This window comes from Micromonospora sp. LOL_015 (assembly GCF_048060275.1).
Classification (GTDB): Bacteria; Actinomycetota; Actinomycetes; order Mycobacteriales; family Micromonosporaceae; genus Micromonospora_E.
This window is the reverse complement of sequence record NZ_JBHMIO010000012.1, coordinates 60173-81028: the sequence shown is the minus strand read 5'-3', so window position 1 is coordinate 81028 and position 20856 is coordinate 60173. Positions and strand designations below refer to the sequence as shown.

Here is a 20856-nt window from a genome sequence, read left to right as displayed (position 1 = left end):
ACGACCACACTGGTCCGTCTTTGAGAGGTTGACCGCTATGAAAAGAAAGAGCAGATTCTTCATCGGGGTTGCCGTCGCCGCCCTGACGGTGTCGGCCTCGGCCGGCTGCGGTAGCGACGACGCAACCGTCGACTCCGGTGGCCAGGAGGGATACCGGATCGGCTTCGTGAACGGCAATACCATCCAGTTCCACACTTGCCTGGAAAAGTCGGTACGGGCGCAGGCCGAGGCGAAGGGCGTGGAACTGCTGGTCGCCAACTCCGCCGGTGATCCCGCCAAAGAGATCTCCAACGTGGAAGACATGATCATCAAGCAGGTTGACGCGATCATCGTGCAGACCGTCAACATCGATGCTCAGCAGGGCGATGTCGACCGAGCCAACCGCGCCGACGTCCCGATTTTCCTGACCTCCGTGGCGGCTGTCGATCCCAACAAGATTCTCGGCGCGGCCACCACCGACGTGGAACACGCCGGCGCGCTGCTCGGCCAGTGGGTGGCCGAGGACGGCGGCCAGGAACCGGCCGAGATCGCGATCATCGGCGGCGCCCCCGGCGCCTCGGCCGACCTGATGAACAAGGGGTTCAAGGCAGCCCTCGGAGACGGTCAGCAGGTGGTCTTCGAGCAGCCGGCGCTGTGGCAGCGGGCCAAGGCGCAGGAGGTCGCGGAGAACCTGCTGCAGGGCAACCCCGGCATCAAGTACCTCTTCGTTCACAACGAGGACATGGCGTTCGGCGCGCTCTCCGCGCTCCGAGCAGCCAACCGCGACGACATCAAGATCGTCACAATCAACGGCACCGACGACGGCCTTGCGGCGATCCGCGACGGCCAGATCTCCGCGACGATCAGCCAGCCGCCGCGCCTGATCGGTGAGATGGCCATCGACGCCGTGGTGTCCCTGCTCGACGCCGAGAACGGCGGTTCCGGCCCGGCTGCCCCCAAGGTGCAACAGATCCCCGACCAGCTCATCACCAAGAGCAACGTGGATCAGGCTCCGCAGTACTGCCTGTAGCCCAAGCCCGGTGACGGAAGGCTTCTGATGATCGACCTCGATGATGACCCGGACCGTCGGCGGGGCGTGCGCTCGGTGGCGCGGGCGCTGGACATCCTGACCGCGTTCAGTACCACCCACCCGAGGTTGCACCTGTCCCAGCTTGCGGAGGCCGCCGGGCTGCCGCGCCCGAGCGCCCACCGGATCGCGGTCACGCTCGTCGAACGGGGCTTCCTCCGGCAGGACCCGGACGGGGCGTATCTGCTCGGCATCCGGTTGCTCGAACTGGGCAACCAGGTCTCGGAGAGTTCCGCCCTGACCCACCTGACCCAGCCGGCGGCCGACGAGCTGGCTCGGATCACCGGCGAGACCGTCCTGGTGGCCGAGGTCGACTGGTCGGACTGCACGTTGGTCATCACGGGCAAGCGCCCGGCGGCCCACCCGCTGGCCGTGTCCTCCCCAGTCGGACGGCGCTCGGTGCTCGGCGGCGGATGCATCGGCAAGGCGGCTCTGTCCGGGCTGCCACCCGAGCGGGTCGCCGAGATCGTGCCCCGGCTACGACTGACCCGGCGCACCCCACGGGCGATCGTCGACCATCAGGAGCTCTGCGCCGAGGTCGAGGTGAGCCGCGCCCGGGGCTACGCGATCGAGTCCGGCGAGTATCTGGTCGGCGTGGCCGGGGTCGCCGTACCGGTGACGGTCAACGGCCGGGTCGCGGGGGCGCTCGCCGTCATCGGCCCCGCGTCCCGGTTCCTGCGGCGCCAACTCGACCGGACCGGGCAACTGGTCCGGCAACAACTCACCTCCGCGTCCCCGGGCGAACGGCGTCCGGTGGCAACCGCCATCGAACCGGAAGGATGGGAACACCTGTGAGCCCCAACGAGACACCCGGTTGGGTCACCTTTCCCAGCGGGACCGACCAGATCCAGGGCTACCTGGCCCTGCCCGAACCGCGCGCCGACCGGCTCCCTCCGGTCGTGCTGATGGCGCACGAGAACCTCGGCGTCACCGAGCACCGGCAGGACGTCACCCGCCGCTACGCGGCGCAGGGGTTCGCCTGCCTGACGGTGAACATGTTCAGCCGCGTCGGTGGCCGACCCCCACAGGACTACACCACTGTGGAGGAGCGACGTGCCAAGGCGTTCCTGGCGGCGACCGACGAGCAGGCCGTACCCGACTTCGAGGCTGCGCTCGACTACCTCGCTGGGCGCGGCGACGTGGACACCTCTCGGGCCGCGGCCGTCGGTTTCTGCCTCGGCGGCGGGACGGTACTGGTCTGGGCGACCCGGACGGACCGGCTGCGTTGTGTCGTGCCGCTCTACGGTCTGCCGGTGCTGCCACCGGAGTACTCCCCGACCGGGCGACCACGCTCCCGGATCGAGGCCGCCGAGTCGGTCCGCTGCCCGGTTCAGGCCCACTACGGGGAGGCGGACCAGTTCATTCCGCTCGACGAGGTCCGCCAACTCAAGCAGGCGTTGGCCCGCAGTGGCCAGTCCACCGAGCTGCACCTGCATCCGGACGCCGGGCACGCGTACCACGACGACACCCATCCGAACTACCACTCCAAGGCGGCCCAGGAGACCGACCGGCTCACGTTCGACTTCCTGCACGCGTACCTCGACCGGTGAGGCGCCGGCTGTGATGACGCTCTGGACCGAACTGCTCGGCGCCGAGGTGCGCTGGGTCGACGCGGGTGGTGTGCGTACCCGGACAGTGACCCAGGGCGACGGCCCGCCGGTGCTTCTCCTGCACGGCCGGGGCGGGCACCTGGAGACCTGGTCGCGCACCCTGCCGGCGCTGTCCCGGCGGCGCCGGGTGATCGCGGCCGACCTGATCGGCCACGGACTGACCGCCGCACCGCCCGGCGAGTACTCCGTCGACCGGCTGCTCAGCCACGTCGTGGACCTGCTCGACGCGCTCCGGCTGCCCCGTGTCGATCTGGTGGGACAGTCACTCGGCGGCTGGGTAGCGGCCCTGCTCGCGATCACCCGACCGGAGCGGGTCGACCGGCTGGTCCTGGTCGAACCGGCTGGGCTGCAGTCCGAGCAGGAACGGCTCGACGACCCGAGGGTACGCGCGGCGTACGAGCGCGGCGGCCGGGCCTTCGCCGAGGCGAGCGGAGACAACGTCCGGACCCGGCTGACCGGCCTGTTGGCCGACCCCGACCTGGTCACCGACGAACTCGTCGAGGTCCGGCGCCGGCTCTACGCTCCTGACGCCGCGCGGGCGGTCCACCAGTCCGTCCGCCGCGCCGACAACAGTCGTTGGCTGCTCACCCCCGAGCAGCTGACCAACGTCGCGTCACCGGTGCTACTGGTGCACGGCGAATCCGGCCATCTCCCGACCACCGTGCTGCGCGCGGCCGTCGCCGCGCTTCCCCGGGCCCGGTTGCGAACCGTGCCCGGCGCCCGGCAGTGGCCGCACTACGAACGTCCGGACCTGGTAAACCCCGAGATCGAGAAATTCCTTGAGGAGAACGATGACATTCTGGCTTGACGCGCTCGGCGCGGAGGTGCGGTTCCGGGACGCGGGCGGCTGGCGTACCCGATCGATCGAAGCCGGCGATGGTGAGCCGGTCATCATGATGGGCGGCCTGACCGGGCACGCCGAGGGCTTCATCCGCAACGTGCTGCCGTTGGCGGAGCGCGGCCTTCGGGTGTACGCGATCGACTGCCTGGGGCACGGGCTCACCGCACGACCCACCGACGTCACGTACCACACGCCGGTCTTCGTGGACCACCTGCTGCGGTTCCTCGACGCGATCGGCGCGCCCCGGGCACACCTGGTTGGTCAGTCACTCGGGGGATGGGTCGCGATGTGGGCGGCGCTGCACCACCCGGACCGGGTGGGCCGGGTGGTCTCCGTCACGGGCGCCGGCCTGCTGCTCGACGACGAGGAGAGCCGCCGGGAGAGCGAGCGGGTGCACCAGCGGGTCGGCGACGTGACCCGGCGTGCCGCCCAGGCTCCGACGCTGGACAGCGTGCGGAAGCGGCTGGAGTGGCTGATGCACGACCCGTCGACAGTCACCGACGAACTGGTGCAGACAAGGTACCGGTACTACACGTTGCCCGGGAGCCAGGAGGCGATGGCGAAGCTGATCGCCGAGCAGCCCGGTGAGGAGAACCGGCGCTACCTGCTACGTGAAGCCGACCTGCGACAGATCCCGCACGAGACCCTGGTGCTCTGGAGCGAGCACAATCCGACTACGCCCGCCACGGTCGGGGAACGGGCCAGCAAGCTCCTGCCGGCCGGGTCGTTCGCCCTGATCGAGGCTGCCGGTCACTGGCCGATGTTCGAACAGCCGGCGGCGTTCAACCGGGTCGTCGGTGACTTTCTGGCCCGGCCGTGACGCGGCCCGTTGCGGCACCGGCGGAACAGGTCGCCCAGGGCTGCCGGGTGCTCGCCGCCAACGGTCATTCGGATCTGGTGTGGGGTCACCTGTCCCTGCGCGACCCGACCGGCGCCGGGATCTGGATGAAGGCGGCCGGGTACGGCTTCGAGGAGGTCGACGCGGACGGGGTGCTCCTGCTCGACTCCGCCGGAACCGTGCTGCCGCTTCCGCAAGCGGGGTCGCGGGCTGCGGGCCGGCGGCACCTCGAGTATCCGATCCACACCGAGATCCTGTCCCGACGGTCTGATGTGAACGCTGTGGTGCACAGCCACGGCGAGGCGGCCGTCACCTTCGCCGCCACCGGCCACCCGCTCCGCCCGCTGGCACACGAAGGCACCCTGTTCAGTCCGCCAGACATCGCCCGGTTCACCACCACCGGCGACCTGATCCGGACCCCGGAGCAGGGGGCGGCGGTGGCCGAGGCGCTAGGTGACCGCAACGCCCTCCTGCTGCGCCATCACGGGCTGGTCACCGTGGGGGTCGATGTCCCGACCGCGGTGCTGACGGCGGTGTTCCTGGAGAAGGCCTGCCGGATGCAGCTCACCGCCATGGCCACCGGCGCCGAGTTCACCTGGTCGGACGACGCGGAGGCGCGCGCCAAGCGGGACCGCTGCTACGGCCCCCGCCAACTCGCCGACGCCTGGGCCTACCTCGTGCGGACCCTGCCCGGGTGACCCCATGACCACCATCGGACCTGTCGTCCGGCCTCGGCGCCGGCCTCCCACATCCGCGAGGAGTCCTGTCGTGTCGCAGCACCCACCCCACCTTCGCGACCGGGCCGCAGCCCGGTTGCGTCGTGCGGCATACGAACGCCTTCCCTGTCAGCCCGTCCGTGACCTGCTCGGATCGGACGATGTCGATGCCGCCTACGCGGTGCAGGCGGCGAACACCTGGCACGCCTGCGAGCTCGGTCGCCACCGGATCGGGCGCAAGGTCGGACTGACCTCGTCGGCAGTGCGACGGCAACTCGGAGTACATCAGCCGGATCTCGGCACGCTCCTCGACGACGCCCTGGTCCCGTCCGCTGGTCGGGTCGATCCGGGCCGGCTGCTGCAGCCCCGGATCGAGGCCGAGGTGGCCTTCGTGCTCGGCCGTGACCTCGACGCCACGACGGCCGACGTCGAGCAGGTCCGGGACGCTGTCGAGTACGCGGTCGCCGCGCTGGAGATATGCGACAGCCGGATCGCCGGCTGGGACATCTCGATCACGGACACCGTCGCCGACAACGCATCGGCCGGGCTGTTCGTGCTCGGTCCGGATCGGGTCGACATCTCCGACTTGGATCTGTCGGCGGTGACGATGACCATGCATCGCAACGGAACGCAGGTCGCCAGCGGGTCCGGCGCGGACTGTCTGGACGATCCGCTCAACGCCCTGCGGTGGTTGGCGAACGCGGCCCTGACCTACGGCGAACCGCTCCAGGCCGGAGAAATCGTCCTCAGTGGGGCGCTCGGTCCGATGGTCCCGGTCACCGCCGGCGACGAGGTCGCCGCCACCATTTCCGCAGTCGGTTCGGTGGCTGTCTCGATCGGGTCCGCCGAGGAGGTCCACACCCATGGCTGAGGCGCTCACGTCCACCGCCGGCAGGTCCGACGGCCGGCCAGCCGCGAAGGCGGCGGTGATCGGTTCGGGCAACATCGGCACCGACCTGATGATCAAGATACTGCGGCAGTCGGCCGTGCTGCGAATGGGTGTCCTGGTCGGCATCGATCCCGACTCCGACGGGCTGGCCCGGGCCCGCCGGCTCGGAGTCCCGGCCACTTCGGACGGGGTGCGAGGGCTGCTGGCCCGGGACGACTTCGACGAGATCGAGGTCGTCTTTGACGCCACCTCGGCCCGGGCACACCGCGACAACGCTGCCGCGCTGCGGCACACCGGAGTACGCATGGTCGACCTCACGCCCGCCGCGATCGGTCCGTACGTCGTGCCCTCGGTCAACCTGGACGCCAACCTGGCGGCACCGAACCTGAACATGGTCACCTGCGGCGGCCAGGCGACGATCCCGGTCGTCGCCGCGGTCGGAAGTGTCGCCCCGGTGCGTTATGCCGAGATCGTCGCCTCGATCGCCTCCCGGTCGGCCGGTCCCGGCACCCGGGCGAACATCGACGAGTTCACCGAGACCACGGCCCGGGCGATCGAGCGGGTCGGTGGCGCGGACCGCGGCAAGGCGATCATCGTCCTGAATCCAGCCGAGCCACCGCTGCTGATGCGGGACACGGTGCTTTGCCTGGTCGACGACTGCGACCCGCAGGTAGTGGAGGCTGCGGTTGCCGAAATGGTTGCTCGGGTGGCTACCTACGTACCCGGCTACCGGCTCAAACAGCGGGTCCAGTTCGATCGGATCAGGGCTGGCGACCCGCGCGCCCAACTGGCGCCATCGGCGAGGAACCTGGCCTGGCAGATCTCCGTGTTTCTGGAGGTCGAGGGTGCCGCGCACTACCTGCCCGCGTACGCCGGCAATCTCGACATCATGACGTCGGCCGCGCTACGGGTCGGTGAGTGTCTGGTTCGGACGGGAGGAGCGGCGTGACTGATCGGCTCTACGTCCAGGATGTAACGCTACGGGACGGCATGCATGCGATCCGCCACCAGTACACCCTGGCGCAGGTCCGGACCATCGCGGCCGCGCTGGACGCGGCCGGGGTGGACGCGATCGAGGTGTCACACGGCGACGGTCTCGCCGGTGGCAGCCTCACCTACGGCCCCGGCGCACACTCCGACCTGGAGTGGATAGCCGAGGTCGCGGAGGTGGTCCGGCGGGCCCGGCTCACCACCCTGCTGCTGCCCGGCATCGGCACCGTCGACGATCTGCGCCGGGCACGGGAGCTTGGGGTCGCCTCCGTCCGAATCGCCACCCACTGCACCGAGGCCGACATCGCCGCACAGCACATCGAGGCCGCCCGGGAACTCGGCATGGATGTGGCCGGGTTCCTGATGATGTCGCACCTGGCGGAGCCCGCCGAACTCGCGGCGCAGGCTCGGCTGATGGAGTCGTACGGCGCACACTGCGTCTATGTCACCGACTCGGGCGGTCGGCTCACGATGACCGGAGTGCGGGACCGGATCCGGGCGTACCGGGACGTGCTCGACCCGCGTACCGGCATCGGCATCCACGCCCATCACAACCTCGGTCTCGGTGTGGCGAACTCTGTCGTCGCGGTGGAGGAGGGCGCCATACGGGTGGACGCGTCGTTGGCCGGTCAGGGTGCCGGCGCCGGCAACTGTCCGATCGAGGCGTTCGTGGCGGTGGCCGAACTCACCGGGTGGGCCTCCGGCTGCGACCTGTTCGCTCTGATGGACGCCGCCGACGACCTGGTCCGGCCACTGCAGGACCGGCCGGTCCGCGTCGACCGGGAAACCCTCAGCCTCGGCTACGCGGGCGTGTACTCAAGCTTCCTCCGGCACGCCGAGCGGGCCGCGGCCGCCCACGGGGTCGACACCCGCGAGATCCTGGTCGAGGTGGGCCGGCGCGGCCTGGTCGGTGGCCAGGAGGACATGATCGTCGATATCGCCCTGGACCTGGCAGCCGGCCGGTGAGTCGGCGCAGACCGGCCGGTTGGCCTACGGGATCACCCAGATCCGCGCCCACAGCCAGTAGACCAGCGACACCAGCGCCATGATCGCGACGAAGGCCAGCGGCACCGCGATCAACGCGGTCAGGATCGGAAACCGGCGGTGCAGCCGTTGCCGCCGCTGCCAGCGCCACCAGGCCCGGCGGACCCTCGGTCCGCCGGGCAGGCGCAACGCGGCCAGCATCACCCGGCGCCGCCAGGTGACCCGGACCGGCTCCGGGTCACGGATCCAAGCCGGCAGGGTGACCGGCTGCCGGCCACGCCGGGGCTGACCTACCTCGTCGGTACGCGGACCGGCAGCGTCGCTGTGGTCGCCGGACATGTCGGCCATGGCTTCCTCGCTGATCGAAGGGTGTTGGCGTCGGCGATGCCGAACCACGGCCCGATGGTGACAGCGGTACGCCAGCTTGTCGTGATCATTTCGCCTGGTCAGGCCGCCCAGACGAGACAGAACGGGTGGCCGGCGGGGTCGGCGTAGACGCGCCAGTCGGGGCCGGCGCCGTCGAGGCGGGTGGCGCCGATGGCGAGGGCGGCCCGTTCGGCGGTGTCGAGGGTGTGCCACCGTTCGTTGCGTTGCAACAGGCTGGCACCGAGTTGCTGGGCGCGGTCCGCCGCCGCGTCGATGTCCGACACCTGGATGTCGAGGTGGGCCTGCTGCGGTCGGTCCTGGCCGGGCCAGTCCGGCGGTAGGGGTCGACCGCCTGTTGCAGCTCGATCCGCCAGCCGTCGTCGGTGACAAGGGTGATCCAGTCGTCGTCATCGTCGCCGGTGGGGCGGCGTCGCCAGCCGGCGAGCTGTTCGTAGAAGGTGGCCAGGCGGTCGATGCCCGGCGCGTCGATCGCCACGGCCCGCAGTGAGCCGACCGCCTGCCGGTCTGGTTCGGTGGTCATTCCCCCGATCCTGCCGACCCCAGCGCCGGCCCGCCACCGGAATTCGGCGTCGGTCGCCGTTGCCAGGACGCTTGGCCTACGGGTGATCTCGGTGGTGCAGGGTCGCTGGTACGCCACCTCCGTCTACCTGTTGTCCGTTCCGCCCGATCGATGGCCAGCAGCGACAAGATGGTCTCGGCGGTACGGTTGGCGGCGGCGGTCGATGCGGCGTGCCGGATTCCGTACGGCCGGGGCGGGTTTCGGGAGGCGGCGCGATGAGTTCGACGGTGGGCGACAACGTAGGGCGGCTACGTCGACTCAGGGGACTCACTCAGGAGCAGTTGGCGGAGGCGGCCGGGCTTGCGGGCGAGACGATCCAGAAGCTGGAGCAGAACAAGCCGGGATCACCGCGGATGTCGACCTTGCGAGCGGTCGCCGCCGCGCTTGCCGTGCCGACGTCCGTACTGGTCGGGCCTCCTGTCGCCAGCCCGGCGGCCGGTGCCGGAGCCGATGACGACGAGACCGCGGTTGGCCTGCTACGGCGGGTGCTGACTCCGGCCCGTGGCTTGAGCGGGACGACCGTCGGTGGTGTCTCGACAGATTTGCCGACGGTGCGGGAACTGCAGACGTCAATTGCCGATATCGACCGGATCTACCATGGCGACGATTACGCCATCGCGCTCGCCCGGTTGCCGGTGCTGATCAGTACAGCCCGCACCCTTGTCGACGCGAGTGGCGGCGATCAGCGGACCACAGGTGCGGGGCAGCTCGCTCAGGCGTACCAGATCGCCGGGACGGCGTTGATCCAGCTCCGGCGTTTCGATCTTGCCTATCATGCGCTGAGTCTCGCGCTCGATGTCGCGGACGAGTCCGGAGACGAACTGGTCGCCGCGTCAGTCGTCACCACGATGTGCTGGCTGTTGCTCCGGCAGGGGCGGTTCGACGAGGCCGAGCGGTTGGCCCTCGCCACGGCGGACGCGATCGAGCCACGCTTTTCACGTACTGACCCGACCCGGCTCGCGGTCTGGGGCTGGCTCATGCTGCGCGGGTCGGCCGCGGCGATCCGCGACGGTCGCGCCGACGACGCCAGAGAAATGCTGACGCCGCCGGTGCGGCAGCGGTCCGGATCGGCGAGCAGCTACCAGCAGACGTGGCTCTTCGCATGCCGGTGACCACGGGTGCCTTCTGTCCGGTGACCGTGCAGATGAAGCGGGTGGAGATGTCGGTCGTGGCGGGCGACCCGGTCACGGCGCTCGCGTTGGCGGAACGCGTACCTCCGGGGCGCGGCCGGGCCACGTCGGACAACCGGAATCGTCACCAGCTCGACCGTGCCTGGGCCAACTCTGAGCGCGGCGACCTGGTCGAAGCGACGCGCATTCTGTCCGGGCTCCGAGCGGGGTCGCCGACCTGGTTGCGGCATCAGCGGTACGCCCGGGACATCGTCACCACGGTCCTGGCCCGCCACCGTCGATCGGTAAGCCAGGAGCTGGCCACGCTGGCTGACCTGCTGGGTGCGGAGTCCTGAGCGTCCTTTCACAGGGGCGCCTGTCCGCATCGGTGCATGATCGACGCGGTCGCCTCGGACGCGATGCGGTAGGCGATCACTCGATCCTGCGCCGCTGTGGCAGCGAGCGCGTCGGTCACATCAGGCAGTGACAAGATGATCATCATTCTGCGGTACGGTTGTCAGCGGTGAGCGTCGAAGTCTCGCTGACGCGGAGCTGATCTTCCGGCGATCAGGGATGGTCGAGATGGCAGAGTCAGAAGGTTCGAGCTTCTCCCGTCGACTGGGTCAGCTGCGGACTGAGCGCGGTATGTCGCTGCGTCAGCTTGCCAGGGCGACCTTTTACAGCAAGTCCTATCTCCATGAGCTGGAAAGCGGCTCCAAGCGACCAACGGCGCAGGCTGCCCAGCGGCTCGATTCTGCGCTCCGAGCCGGCGGTGAATTGTCAGCACTAGCTGACACTCAAAGGGCTCTCAGCCGCCGCCAGTTCGTAGCTGGAGCTGGTCTCGCTGCCGCGCTTCCGCATACCTATCTGGATCACGGCTGCCAGATCGGTGCAGATCTTCCGAATCAATTGGTGGAGCGTACCGCGCGGTTGCGTCGTCTGGACGACTTCCTTGGCGGCGCGGACACGTACCAGATGTACGCTGCCGAGCTTGATTCGACAGATCGGCTCATCCGGGACGGACGTTACGCCGAGGACATCCATCGACGGTTGTTGGCGGTGCTCGCCGAGCAGGCGCAGTTGGCCGGCTGGGCCGCCTTCGACGCGGGCCGTCACGGCGACGCGGAGCGGCTGTATCAGGCGAGTCTGACCGCTGCGCAGGAGGCGGACAGCCCGGCGCTTGCCGGCAACGCGCAAGCGTTTCTTGCCTACCAGGCGATCGCGCTCGGCCGGTCCGGCTTGAATCTAGCTATCGCGGCGTGCGAGACAGCGAAAGATGGCGCAACCCCTCGGGTCCTGACTCTCCTGCACTGCCGCCGGGCCTGGACTCATGCCCTTCAAGGACAGGCAGCAGAAGCGGAACGGCAACTCGATACAGGCGCACGGTGGCTGAGCGCCGCCGGTGCCCGAGTTGAACCAGATTGGGTCTACTGGGTGGACGACGTCGAGGTCGACATCATGACTGGCCGCTGCTGGTCGGTGCTGCACCGGCCGATGCGCGCGATATCGGTGCTGGAGCACGTCCTGGCGCTGTACAGCGACACGCATGCCCGTGACAAGGCGCTCTATCTGACCTGGCTCGCTGACGCCTACCTCGACGCCAACGAGGTGGAACAGGCGTGCTCCGTGGCGGGCAAGGCAATGCGGCTGGCGGCGGGAGTCGGGTCGATCCGCCCAGCTGAGCGAATCGACTCATTCATGTCGAGGCTGGAGCCTTACGCGGCTCTCCCATGTGTCGTCGACCTACATGGCCAAGCGGCGGAGATGAGCCGGTAGCGTCGCCCGGCCAGGGCAGCTTCAATGTCAACTGCCTGGTGCGGCTTCGTCCGTCGACGATCGAAGCCACTCCAGACATGCTGCCGACCCTGCCACGATTGCCGTGGCGGTGATCTGCGGGTTCTGCCAGGGATGGTGCGCGAGTAGGTGGCGCTCCAAGGCTTCGTACCGGGCGGCCGTCGTGTTGAGTAGCACCTGCCACTCTTCACCCTCGCCCTGGTCGCCGAGATGCCAGAAGACGCTGATCACGGGGCCAACCACCTGGGCGTTCCCAGCCAGGCGAGCACGTACCGCCGATCGGGCGAGGGCTACTGCGGCATCACGTGTCTCGACTGCGGTTGACACCTGTAGATAGTCGCTCATGGTCTGAGGTTAACTCCCACTCTAGCCGATCCGGTGTCTGCGGACAGCAGATGGTATTCGGCGGACGTCCCCGCTATCGCGTCTTGCGCCAGCGGCCGTGAGTATCGGTTTGTCCTTGCGGACTCCGGTCCTGTTGCGGGTTTTTGGTAAACGGACGCCACTGTACGAGGGAGCACGAAGGTGAATGAGGCATCAGTCTTCTTGTTGGGTCGGGCGGTGGGTGCGGATCCATTCGGCGACCTCGTCGCGGTCCCAGATCCGCATCCGGCCGGAGGCGACGAGCGCGACTGGTGCCGGGAAGCTCGCCCGGTTGGTGATCTCGGTGGCGCGGGTGCGCGATACACCGCCGAGCATCTCGGCGACGTCGGATAGCGCGACGACTCTCACGAGTCGAACGTATGCACCGGCACCCCGTGAACCTTGACAGTTGCAAGGTTGCCTGTGGACGGTCATGGAAGCTGTCCGGGCGAGACATCAGCGGTGTAGCGCCGTGAGCTTGATCGGTTGGGTAACACCAAAACGATCTTGAGAAGGAGAGAGCAGTGATCGTCGAGATGATTCGTGAACTGGTGGTGCGGTGGCGGGAGTGGCGGGACGGGCGGTCGGCGGCGTCGAAGCGCCTGGCCCGGCTCGACCAGGAGCGTGCGGCGGCCAGGCAGCGGCGGTTGGCGGGCAACCGTGGGCACCGCTGGTCGTCCGAGCCGACGATGCTCACTCCGACGCTGCGTCCGCTGATGACCTACGGCCAGATGGTCGGCTACCGCGTACCGGCAGGGTTGTGATCCTGGTGGACGACGGTGCGAGCGAGTTGGGTCCGAAGGCCGATGCCGATGCCGATGCCGACGACGCCTACTCCACCCGAGAGTGCGAAACCGACGAAGCGGCCGAGGTGGCTCTCACGCTGCGGTGGAGCTTCGAGGACTTGAAGGCCGAGCACGGTGAGGCCGGTGCCCGCCGGATCGTCGCCGAGATCCTTGCCCGGTGGCAGGCCAACGGCGGCGAGCCCGTGTCACTCGACGACGCGTGACCGCTTGGAATCGTCATCTCTCGAAAGGGACGGAACGATGTGGGACATCGGGGCGCTGTTCAGTGCGGCGTTGCTGGGCTTCTGCGCCGGGCTGTGGTCGTTCAAGGTGAAGTCGCGATGGTGTCCGGACTGCGGGCGTAGGACATATCCGTTGGCGGATCGGCGTGGCGGGTAGTCGGCTGCTCCGTGCGCCCGAGCCGAGGCCGGGTGACGTGCTGGTGGTCGGCGGTGAGGCCAGTGTGCAGTTCGCTGGTGAGCGCAGGCTGCGGTTTCGGGTCATCTCGGTGGACCCCAAGCCGACGTACGAGGGCTGGCTCTGGGTCACGGGTTACGTGCTTGACAAGTCCGGCGATGCCGCCGAGCGGCGGGAGATATTCGTGCAACGTGACGGACTCTATCGTCTGCCCCGGCCCGACGGGTCGTAACCTCGCCCGGCCGCCGGGTCGGGCGGTGGTCAGGCGGCGCGGTTGTAGACCGTGATCGTCAGGTTGATCCAACTGAAGACGGTGTATCCCATCCGGACGTCTTCGCGGTTGAACCGCACCGAGGCGAAACGGTCCTCGTTGGTGATCGCGCAGGTGTACCTGGTATCGGGCAGGTCCTCGTCCAACGTCAGCCGGTATTGCGCCGTCGCCTGCTGGCAGAGCTCCGGGCCGTCCCCGGCGGCCTCCCGTAGCTCGGCGTTGTTGATCGCGTCGAGGCCGCTGATGCTGAACCGCAGATCGGCCCGGCCCGTCTCGTCGTAGCCCGTGACGTCCCAGTCCGGGGCGAGTGAGTCGAGGTCGATCTCCGATGTCGCGGAGAGGGGGACGATGGTTTTTGCCCGGTGCACCGTCACCGATGTGCCGCCGGTCGCGGGATCCGGTCCGGCAGTGGTTGGCGACGAACCCGACGAACTCGACGCAGTGGTCCTGGTCGAGCTCGGTGCCGGCGCGCCGGCCTCCGGTGCCGCGTCCGGCCGCGCCGACCAACCGAAGATGCCCGCCCCGATCAGCGCCAGCACCAGCGCGCTGGTGAAACCAAAGCGAGGGCCGCCGGCCGTACGCCATCTGAAAGCGAGCGCGACCCCGCCGACGAGCAGGCTGCCCGCGATGAGCCGCAGCCCCGCAGTGGGGTGCTCAGTAAAAAAGGACGCGACACCGGCGATCGATCCGGCGACGGCCGCCGCCTGAATGAGTCGGTCGACCCAGTTGATCTTTTGCCGGGGCATGGACGAATCGGTACGCGGCGGCGGTGGATCCACGGTGGCCGACACGACTTCAGGCTATCAAGCAACACACAGCAAGACCGCGACAAATCATTGATCTGCGCCGCTTCCATCTTCGGGTCGGACTCTTAACAACTCTCATCAGGTTCTCGTCAGGCTTCCACCCGCTTCGGGTGCGATCTGCTGGTCGAGATCGAGGTTGAGCGGGCCGTTTGTGTGAGCTGCTTCACCTTCTGACCGATCGGTCAGGATTCCCGGGTTGGCTCCGGCATCCTTGGTTGCGACAGGTGACCTTAGGAACGGAGGTGAGCAAGGTGACGCAGGCCGGCCGGGGCGGCGCAGGCCGGCCCGAACTACGCGAACAGATCCTCGACGTGGCCGCCCAGCGCTTCGCGGAGGTCGGCTTCCGGGGTGCCTCCCTTCAGGACATCGCCGCCGAGGTGGGCTGCGCCAAGGCGTCCCTGCTCTACCACTTCGACAGCAAGGACGCGATCCTCGCCGCCCTGATGAACCCGGCGGTCGCCAGCCTTGCCCAACTCGACCAGCAACTGGCCGGACTCGACGACGAGACCGCCCGCCGTACGGCGATCGACGGCTTCATCGAACTCTGCCTGCGCTACCAGCGGCAGATCGCGGTGCTCTACGCCGAGATCCCGCAGATGCTGCACCAACCCGCCTTCTGCGACCTGGAACAGATGATCGACCGGCTGCTCGACGCCCTCACCGGTCGATCCGGACGCCTGGAGGACCGGTTCGCCGCCCTGGTGGTGCTGGCCGGGGTCGCCGCCGCCAGCTCCAAACACCTCGACCTCGACGCCGACCGGCTCCGCCCGCTGCTGAGCCAGGTGATCGACCGGACCCTTGACCATCCGAGGCCCGGCGCCAGCTGAAGACCCGAAGTTCCGTAACGCCCGACACGACAGAGGATGCCGCATGGCCACCCTGCTATACCGGCTCGGCCGGACCGCCTTTCGCAAGCGACACCTGGTCGTCGCGATCTGGCTGATCGCCCTGGTGGCGCTCGGCTCGGCCGCGCTCGCCTTCCGTGGGCCGACCGTCAGTAACTTCAGCATCCCCGGCACCGAGTCCCAGGAGGCGTTGGACCTGCTGCAGGAGCAGTTCCCCCAGGCCAGCGGAGCCGGCGGTGCGATCGTGATCGCCGCGCCCGAAGGGGAGCAGCTCACCACCGCCGAGGGCCAGGCGGCGGTACTCGCGGTCGTCGGGCAGGCGAACGAACTGCCCGGGGTGGTGGCCGCGCTCGACCCGTTCCAGACCGGGTCGGTCTCTCCGGACGGTCGGTACGCGCTGATCAACGTGCAGTTCGCCGCCCCCACCGACGAGGTCACCGCTGAGCAGCGCGAAGCGTACGAGTCGGTCGGTGAACCGGCCCGCGACGCCGGCTTCCAGGTGGCCCACGGCGGTGAGGTGATGAACACCGAACCGCACGTCGGCTCGCAGGAGGCGATCGGCGTGGCGATCGCCCTGGTGGTCCTGATCATCACCTTCGGTTCGCTGGTCGCCGCCGGAATGACGATGCTGAACGCGCTGATCGGTGTCGGCGCCGGCATGGCCGGCCTGTTCGCGTTGAGCAGCATCGTCGACCTCACCTCGACCGCCCCGGTGCTGGCGCTGATGCTCGGTCTCGCGGTCGGCATCGACTACTCGCTGTTCATCACCTCCCGGCACCGGCAGCACCTGCTCGAAGGGCTGGAACCGGAGGAGGCGGCCGCCCGCGCCGTCGCCACCGCCGGCTCGGCGGTCGTGTTCGCCGGCGCCACCGTGGTCATCGCCCTCGCCGGGCTCGCCGTCGTCGGCATCCCGTTCCTGACCGTGATGGGTCTGGCCGCCGCCGCCACGGTCAGCGTCGCCGTCCTGGTCGCGATCACCCTGCAGCCGGCGCTGCTCGGCTACGCCGGCCGCCGGGTGCTGCCGCGCCGCAAGCGGGCCGTCGACGCGGCCGAGGCGCCGACCACCCACGAGATCCAGGAGTCCTTCGGGTTCCGCTGGGCCCGGCTGATGGTGAAGCTGCGGATCCCGGTGATCGTGCTCGGCGTGGCCGGCCTCGGCACCCTGGCGATCCCCGCCGCCGACATGCGGATCGCGCTTCCGGACGCCAGCACCGCGCCGGTCGGCAGCAGCGAACGGACCGCGTACGACCTGACCACCGCAGGGTTCGGGCCCGGCTTCAACGGCCGGCTGATCATGGTTGTCTCCGGTGACTCGACGGAGGCCGCCACCGCCGCCGCCGGTCAGATCACCGGTGCGGTGCAGGGCCTCGACGGCGTACTGATGGTCGCGCCGCCGCAGCCCAGCCAGGACGGGCAGACGGCGATTCTGGCGGTCATCCCGGCGACCGGCCCGACCGAGGCCGAGACCGAGGAGCTCGTCGAGCGGATCCGCGACGAGATCGCCGTACTCGGGCTGGCGCCGGACGACGACGGCTCGGCCGCAGTGGCCCTGACCGGAGCCACCGCCGTCGGCATCGACGTGTCCGACAAGCTCGCCGAGGCGATGCCGGTCTACCTGCTGCTGGTCGTCGGGCTGTCGATCCTGCTGCTGATGCTGGTGTTCCGTTCGATCCTGGTGCCGGTGAAGGCCGCCGTCGGGTTCCTGCTGACCGTCGGCGCGACGTTCGGTATCACCGTGGCGGTGTTCCAGTGGGGCTGGCTGTCCGGGCTGGTCGATCTGGACACCACCGGCCCGTTGGTCAGCTTCCTGCCGATCCTGCTGATCGGCATCCTGTTCGGCCTGGCCATGGACTACGAGGTGTTCCTGGTCTCCCGGATGCGGGAGGACTTCGTGCACGGTGACACCGCCGTGCAGGCCACGATCAACGGGATGGGACACGGCGCCCGGGTGGTCACCGCCGCCGCGCTGATCATGATCTCGGTCTTCGGCGGGTTCGTGCTGCTCGACGACCCGGTGATCAAGTCGATGGGCTTCGCACTGGCGATCGGCGTACTGATCGACGCGTTCGTGGTGCGGATGACGATCGTGCCGGCGGTGATGTCACTGCTCGGCCCGGCCGCCTGGTGGCTGCCGGGCTTCCTCAGCCGGATCATGCCGAACGTGGACATCGAAGGCGAGCAGCTGCGGGCCCGGCTGGCCGCGCGACGCGACGCCGATTTGGTCGGCAGCGGAGCCGACCGGTCCTGACCCGATGACACCCGGCATCGGTGCGCTGTGCTGCGTACCGGTGCCGGGTGCGGCAGGATGCCTGGCATGAACCTGGACCGACCGATCGCACCTGATCCGTACGACCTGCTTCCGCCGGTCAACTCGTTCGCGTTGACCAGCACGGATCTCTCCGAGGGCGGGCCGCTGCCGACGGCCCACGTCTTCACAGGAGCCGGCGGGGCGAACCTGTCCCCGCAGCTGTCCTGGTCGGGCTTTCCGGCGTCGACCAAGGGGTTCGTGGTGACCTGCTTCGACCCGGACGCGCCGACCGGGTGCGGGTTCTGGCACTGGCTGCTGGTCAACCTGCCGGCGTCGGTGACCGAGCTGGCGCAGGGCGCCGGCGGTGACCCGGCGAAGGCGGCGCCGGGCGCGTTCGGCGTACGCAACGACTTCGGCAACGCCGGGTACGACGGTGCCGCACCGCCGGCCGGTGACCGGCCGCACCGGTACATCTTCGCGGTGCACGCCCTCGACGTCGAAGGGCTCGACCTCGGCCCGACGGCCACCCCGGCATACGTCGGCTTCAACCTGGCCTTCCACACCCTCGCCCGGGCGAGGCTGACGGCCACCTACCAGCAGCCGGGCTGACCGTTACCCCTGCGCGGCCGGTGCCCACCGGCCGCGCGGCGCGGGGTCACGGGCGGATGCAGCAGCCGGGGCAGATCTTCGGGTCGGGCAGGGTGAACGCCAGGCAGCAGGTCCGTCGCTGCACGGTGACGGCCCCGTCCTCGCCCGGCACCAGGTCGATCAGGTCGCCGATGTCGAGCGCGTCGAGCAGTGTGCCGATTGTGGCGGCGGACGAGCCGGGCAGCGCGTCGGCCGCCTGCAGCACCGCGTAGGCGATGCCGGAGGACAGGGAGCCGAGCAGCGTACGCGGGCCGAGTTTCACCCGGCTGTGGATCTCGTCCAGCAGCGGGCTCATGTGCTGGTCAAGCAGGGAGATCCGCAGGACCCGGAGCAGCTCGGCCTCGTCGGCCACGACCAGCACCTCGGGCAGCCCGGCCGCCGCGATCGGGTCGTGCGGCAGCACCGCCACCGGAATTCCGGTGCGCAGGCCGACGTCGACCAGCGGGCCGTCGTCGTCCATCCGCAGCAGTACGTCGTCGGCGCGCATCAGCGGCACCCGGCGGGCCGACGCCCAGCCGAGCGCGACCGGCAGCGCCACCCAGTAGCTGTATGCCTTCCAGGCGAGGGCGGCGGCGGCGTGCCGCTTCGCCTGCCAGCGCCGGGCGGCCGAGTCGAGCATCCGGGGCAGCTGGTCGCCGTGGATCAGCTCGGTGGCGGGCAGCCAGCCAGTCTGGTCGTCGACGAGCAGACCGGCGTGCAGGCCGGGCAGGTCGTCGGTGCCGAACGCGGTGCGTAGCGTGGCGGTGATCGGGGCCAGCGGAGCGGCGGCGCGGGCCCGGGGGTCTATGACGGCGGTCACGATGAGCAACCATCGATCGGGGTGGTGGCAACCGAGAAGGAGGTGGCGCTCCCGTGGTCAACCGGGTCGCACGTCCCTCGCCTCAACGTTCTCACCTTTCGATCCTTCCGACAGCCGCCGACGGTTCACCCTAGCTTGCTAAGGCTAGGCTAACCAGAGTATCGGCGAAACTTCCAGTCGGGGTGGTGACACTCCGTGCCGGTGAGTGATGGGAAAATTTCACAGAGTGCTCCGAACTGTGATGTCAAGTGCTCTGTCGGCAACGCGCCAAATTCGACCGGGGGTACGAGTCGGAAAGCAGACTGTGGATCCGGCCTGAGGGGACGCCTTGCGATGACCAGCTCGCCCATCGACCGCGCCGCGGACACCTTCGCGGCCGAGCTCGCCCAGTGGCGTCTGGACCGGGCGATGACCAAGAAGCAGTTGGCCGCCCGGATGGGCTTCGACCCGTCGTACATCAGCCACGTCGAAGGACGCCGGCACCGCCCCACCGAGGACTTCGCCCGTCGGGCCGAAGCGGTGCTCGGCGCCGGCGGCGCGATCTGGCAGCGCTACCAGGAGTACGACGAACTGCGGCACAGCCGTACCAGCGCCCCGCCGCGCGACCCACCGGTGCCCGAACAGTGGATGCCGCCCGGCACCGGCCTGATCGTCGAGCAGGAGGTGGCCACCCTCGCCTACCGGGACGGCTACTACCACTGCACGATCCGGCGGGCCCTCTACAACGCCGGCACCGACCCGGTCACCCGCTACCTGGTCCGGGTCGCCGTCGACCGGTACCCCGACGACCCGGACCGGTCCAACCGGCACCACCGGGAACACCCGCTCACCTTCGTCGAGCTGGACCTGCACGCCTTCTGCGGAACCCCCGGGCACCAGGAGCCGATGCAGTGGCGCAAGAAGCACGACCGCGACGCGTTCAAAGAGGTCTGGCTGCTGTTCGAAAACTCCGACGGCCGGTTCCCGCTGTACCCGGGGCAGCGCACCAGCATCGAGTACACCTACCGGGTCGGTCAGGAGAAGTGGGGGCAGTGGTTTCAACGCGCCGTCCGGCTGCCCACCCGGCAGCTCACCGTACGGCTGGATCTGCCGGAAGCGTTCGACCCCCAGGTGTGGGGGGTTGAGACGTCCCTGTCGGCGGAGGACGCCCCGCTGCGTACGCCGGTGCGCCGGCATCGGGTGAACGGCCGGTCGGTGCTGGAGTGGTCGACCGACGCGCCGCTGCTCAACGCCCGGTACCGGCTGGAGTGGCGGTTCCGGTCCGGGCCACCGCCCCACAGCGGCGGGCAGGCCGGGTCACCGGCCGGGACCGGGACCCGGCCGGAACCGCGGGCCAGCGAACGGATGCGGGCCATCGGGATCGTGCAGCGGGGCGCGGAGATGCTCCGGCAGCAGGTGCAGCCGTTCGAGCTGCCGGCCGACGAGGCGGTGGCGTTGGACACCGTCGCCCGGCTGCGGGCCATGCTGGCCCGGCTCGACGAGCTGCACCCGTTCGGTAAGGGGGTGGGTCTGGCCGCACCGCAGATCGGGCTGCCCTGGGCCGCTGCCCTGGTCCGGGCGCCGGAACCGGGAGCCGAGCCGCTGGCGCTGCTCAACCCGCGGGTCGTCGACACCTCGGTGGAGACCGACGACCAGTACGAGGGTTGCCTGTCCTACTTCGACGTGCGTGGGCTGGTGCCGCGTCCGCTGCGGGTCGACGTCGAACACTCCCGGTTCGACGGCGGCCGGGTGATCACGTCCTTCGAACGGGCGATGGCCCGGCTGGTCGCGCACGAGATCGACCACCTGGAGGGCCGGCTGTACGTCGACCGGATGGCACCGGGGACCAGCCTGGTGCCGGTCGAGGAGTACCGGGACAGCGGCCGGCCCTGGGTGTACTGACCGGGCGGAA

At 69.5% G+C, this 20856-nt stretch carries 26 protein-coding genes and 1 pseudogene; 19 read left to right on the top strand and 8 right to left on the bottom strand.

The window, feature by feature from the left end; all coding sequences use genetic code 11:
- Positions 1 to 37: 37 nt before the first annotated feature.
- From ACFHWU_RS13085 to dmpG, 9 genes are all read left to right on the top strand, one after another.
- Entirely contained in the window at positions 38 to 1009 is a 972-nt protein-coding gene (locus ACFHWU_RS13085; protein WP_416568067.1) for a sugar ABC transporter substrate-binding protein, read from the top strand.
- Positions 1010 to 1036: 27 nt separating this feature from the next.
- Positions 1037 to 1861, top strand: a complete 825-nt coding sequence (locus ACFHWU_RS13080; protein WP_416553952.1) for an IclR family transcriptional regulator — start codon at positions 1037 to 1039, stop codon at positions 1859 to 1861.
- A complete protein-coding gene (locus tag ACFHWU_RS13075; protein WP_416553954.1) occupies positions 1858 to 2616 on the top strand; it encodes a dienelactone hydrolase family protein in 759 nt (252 codons plus the stop codon). Before ACFHWU_RS13080 ends, ACFHWU_RS13075 begins: the two co-directional genes overlap by 4 nt.
- A gap of 13 nt (positions 2617 to 2629) precedes the next feature.
- Entirely contained in the window at positions 2630 to 3484 is an 855-nt protein-coding gene (locus tag ACFHWU_RS13070) for an alpha/beta fold hydrolase (protein WP_416553956.1), read from the top strand.
- Positions 3468 to 4337 carry an alpha/beta fold hydrolase gene (locus ACFHWU_RS13065; protein ID WP_416553958.1) on the top strand — a complete coding sequence of 290 codons (870 nt, stop codon included), beginning with the start codon at positions 3468 to 3470 and terminating at the stop codon, positions 4335 to 4337. Before ACFHWU_RS13070 ends, ACFHWU_RS13065 begins: the two co-directional genes overlap by 17 nt.
- Positions 4334 to 5053, top strand: coding sequence for a class II aldolase/adducin family protein (locus tag ACFHWU_RS13060; RefSeq protein ID WP_416568068.1), 720 nt, complete (start codon positions 4334 to 4336; stop codon positions 5051 to 5053). Before ACFHWU_RS13065 ends, ACFHWU_RS13060 begins: the two co-directional genes overlap by 4 nt.
- Before the next feature lie 70 nt (positions 5054 to 5123).
- A complete protein-coding gene (locus tag ACFHWU_RS13055) occupies positions 5124 to 5942 on the top strand; it encodes a 2-keto-4-pentenoate hydratase (RefSeq protein ID WP_416590666.1) in 819 nt (272 codons plus the stop codon).
- A complete protein-coding gene (locus ACFHWU_RS13050) occupies positions 5935 to 6909 on the top strand; it encodes an acetaldehyde dehydrogenase (acetylating) (protein ID WP_416553964.1) in 975 nt (324 codons plus the stop codon). The genes ACFHWU_RS13055 and ACFHWU_RS13050 overlap by 8 nt, the downstream gene beginning before the upstream one ends.
- Entirely contained in the window at positions 6906 to 7916 is a 1011-nt protein-coding gene (gene dmpG, locus ACFHWU_RS13045) for a 4-hydroxy-2-oxovalerate aldolase (RefSeq protein WP_416553966.1), read from the top strand. Before ACFHWU_RS13050 ends, dmpG begins: the two co-directional genes overlap by 4 nt.
- A gap of 24 nt (positions 7917 to 7940) precedes the next feature.
- On the opposite strand, the gene ACFHWU_RS13040 is transcribed toward dmpG, so the two are convergent.
- From ACFHWU_RS13040 to ACFHWU_RS13030, 3 genes and pseudogenes are all read right to left on the bottom strand, one after another.
- Positions 7941 to 8282 (bottom strand): hypothetical protein, encoded by a 342-nt coding sequence (locus ACFHWU_RS13040; RefSeq protein WP_416553968.1) that lies wholly within the window; start codon positions 8280 to 8282, stop codon positions 7941 to 7943.
- 98 nt (positions 8283 to 8380) lie between these two features.
- Positions 8381 to 8584: a VOC family protein gene (locus ACFHWU_RS13035; RefSeq protein WP_416590665.1), complete on the bottom strand. Its 204-nt coding sequence runs from the start codon at positions 8582 to 8584 to the stop codon at positions 8381 to 8383.
- Positions 8585 to 8691: 107 nt separating this feature from the next.
- Positions 8692 to 8841 (bottom strand): annotated as a pseudogene (locus ACFHWU_RS13030) (hypothetical protein); the annotation flags it as partial.
- Between the two features lie 254 nt (positions 8842 to 9095).
- Here ACFHWU_RS13030 and ACFHWU_RS13025 point away from each other — a divergent pair.
- Both ACFHWU_RS13025 and ACFHWU_RS13020 read left to right on the top strand, forming a co-directional pair.
- Positions 9096 to 9992, top strand: coding sequence for a helix-turn-helix transcriptional regulator (locus ACFHWU_RS13025; RefSeq protein ID WP_416590664.1), 897 nt, complete (start codon positions 9096 to 9098; stop codon positions 9990 to 9992).
- A 20-nt stretch (positions 9993 to 10012) separates the two neighbouring features.
- Positions 10013 to 10345: a hypothetical protein gene (locus tag ACFHWU_RS13020; RefSeq protein WP_416590663.1), complete on the top strand. Its 333-nt coding sequence runs from the start codon at positions 10013 to 10015 to the stop codon at positions 10343 to 10345.
- 8 nt (positions 10346 to 10353) lie between these two features.
- On the opposite strand, the gene ACFHWU_RS13015 is transcribed toward ACFHWU_RS13020, so the two are convergent.
- Entirely contained in the window at positions 10354 to 10491 is a 138-nt protein-coding gene (locus ACFHWU_RS13015) for a hypothetical protein (RefSeq protein ID WP_416590662.1), read from the bottom strand.
- Between the two features lie 80 nt (positions 10492 to 10571).
- On the opposite strand from ACFHWU_RS13015, the gene ACFHWU_RS13010 reads away from it, so the two are divergent.
- Positions 10572 to 11765 carry a helix-turn-helix domain-containing protein gene (locus ACFHWU_RS13010; RefSeq protein WP_416590661.1) on the top strand — a complete coding sequence of 398 codons (1194 nt, stop codon included), beginning with the start codon at positions 10572 to 10574 and terminating at the stop codon, positions 11763 to 11765.
- A 27-nt stretch (positions 11766 to 11792) separates the two neighbouring features.
- Here ACFHWU_RS13010 and cutA read toward each other — a convergent pair whose 3' ends face one another.
- Both cutA and ACFHWU_RS13000 read right to left on the bottom strand, forming a co-directional pair.
- Positions 11793 to 12128, bottom strand: a complete 336-nt coding sequence (cutA, locus tag ACFHWU_RS13005; RefSeq protein WP_416553980.1) for a divalent-cation tolerance protein CutA — start codon at positions 12126 to 12128, stop codon at positions 11793 to 11795.
- Positions 12129 to 12320: 192 nt separating this feature from the next.
- Complete coding sequence (locus tag ACFHWU_RS13000; RefSeq protein WP_123604313.1) at positions 12321 to 12515, bottom strand: helix-turn-helix transcriptional regulator; 195 nt, start codon at positions 12513 to 12515, stop codon at positions 12321 to 12323.
- A gap of 155 nt (positions 12516 to 12670) precedes the next feature.
- Between ACFHWU_RS13000 and ACFHWU_RS12995 the strand changes: the two genes are divergently transcribed.
- The 3 genes from ACFHWU_RS12995 to ACFHWU_RS12985 all read left to right on the top strand — a co-directional run bounded on the left by ACFHWU_RS12995 (position 12671) and on the right by ACFHWU_RS12985 (position 13580).
- Positions 12671 to 12910 carry a hypothetical protein gene (locus ACFHWU_RS12995; RefSeq protein WP_282232799.1) on the top strand — a complete coding sequence of 80 codons (240 nt, stop codon included), beginning with the start codon at positions 12671 to 12673 and terminating at the stop codon, positions 12908 to 12910.
- A gap of 5 nt (positions 12911 to 12915) precedes the next feature.
- Positions 12916 to 13155, top strand: coding sequence for a hypothetical protein (locus ACFHWU_RS12990; protein WP_416553982.1), 240 nt, complete (start codon positions 12916 to 12918; stop codon positions 13153 to 13155).
- Between the two features lie 164 nt (positions 13156 to 13319).
- A complete protein-coding gene (locus tag ACFHWU_RS12985; RefSeq protein WP_416590660.1) occupies positions 13320 to 13580 on the top strand; it encodes a hypothetical protein in 261 nt (86 codons plus the stop codon).
- Positions 13581 to 13609: 29 nt separating this feature from the next.
- Here the strand turns inward: ACFHWU_RS12985 and ACFHWU_RS12980 are convergent, their stop codons facing one another.
- Entirely contained in the window at positions 13610 to 14410 is an 801-nt protein-coding gene (locus ACFHWU_RS12980; protein WP_416590659.1) for a hypothetical protein, read from the bottom strand.
- A gap of 257 nt (positions 14411 to 14667) precedes the next feature.
- Here ACFHWU_RS12980 and ACFHWU_RS12975 point away from each other — a divergent pair, with 257 nt between their 5' ends.
- From ACFHWU_RS12975 to ACFHWU_RS12965, 3 genes are all read left to right on the top strand, one after another.
- Positions 14668 to 15252, top strand: coding sequence for a TetR/AcrR family transcriptional regulator (locus ACFHWU_RS12975; RefSeq protein WP_416553988.1), 585 nt, complete (start codon positions 14668 to 14670; stop codon positions 15250 to 15252).
- Positions 15253 to 15295: 43 nt separating this feature from the next.
- Entirely contained in the window at positions 15296 to 17518 is a 2223-nt protein-coding gene (locus ACFHWU_RS12970; protein WP_416590658.1) for an MMPL family transporter, read from the top strand.
- Between the two features lie 66 nt (positions 17519 to 17584).
- Positions 17585 to 18127, top strand: a complete 543-nt coding sequence (locus tag ACFHWU_RS12965) for a YbhB/YbcL family Raf kinase inhibitor-like protein (protein WP_416553992.1) — start codon at positions 17585 to 17587, stop codon at positions 18125 to 18127.
- Between the two features lie 46 nt (positions 18128 to 18173).
- Here the strand turns inward: ACFHWU_RS12965 and ACFHWU_RS12960 are convergent, their stop codons facing one another.
- On the bottom strand, positions 18174 to 18965 hold the full coding sequence (locus ACFHWU_RS12960; RefSeq protein WP_416553994.1) for a hypothetical protein: 792 nt from the start codon (positions 18963 to 18965) through the stop codon (positions 18174 to 18176).
- Positions 18966 to 19298: 333 nt separating this feature from the next.
- Here ACFHWU_RS12960 and ACFHWU_RS12955 point away from each other — a divergent pair, with 333 nt between their 5' ends.
- Positions 19299 to 20846: a peptide deformylase gene (locus ACFHWU_RS12955; protein WP_416553996.1), complete on the top strand. Its 1548-nt coding sequence runs from the start codon at positions 19299 to 19301 to the stop codon at positions 20844 to 20846.
- The last annotated feature ends 10 nt before the right edge of the window (positions 20847 to 20856 follow it).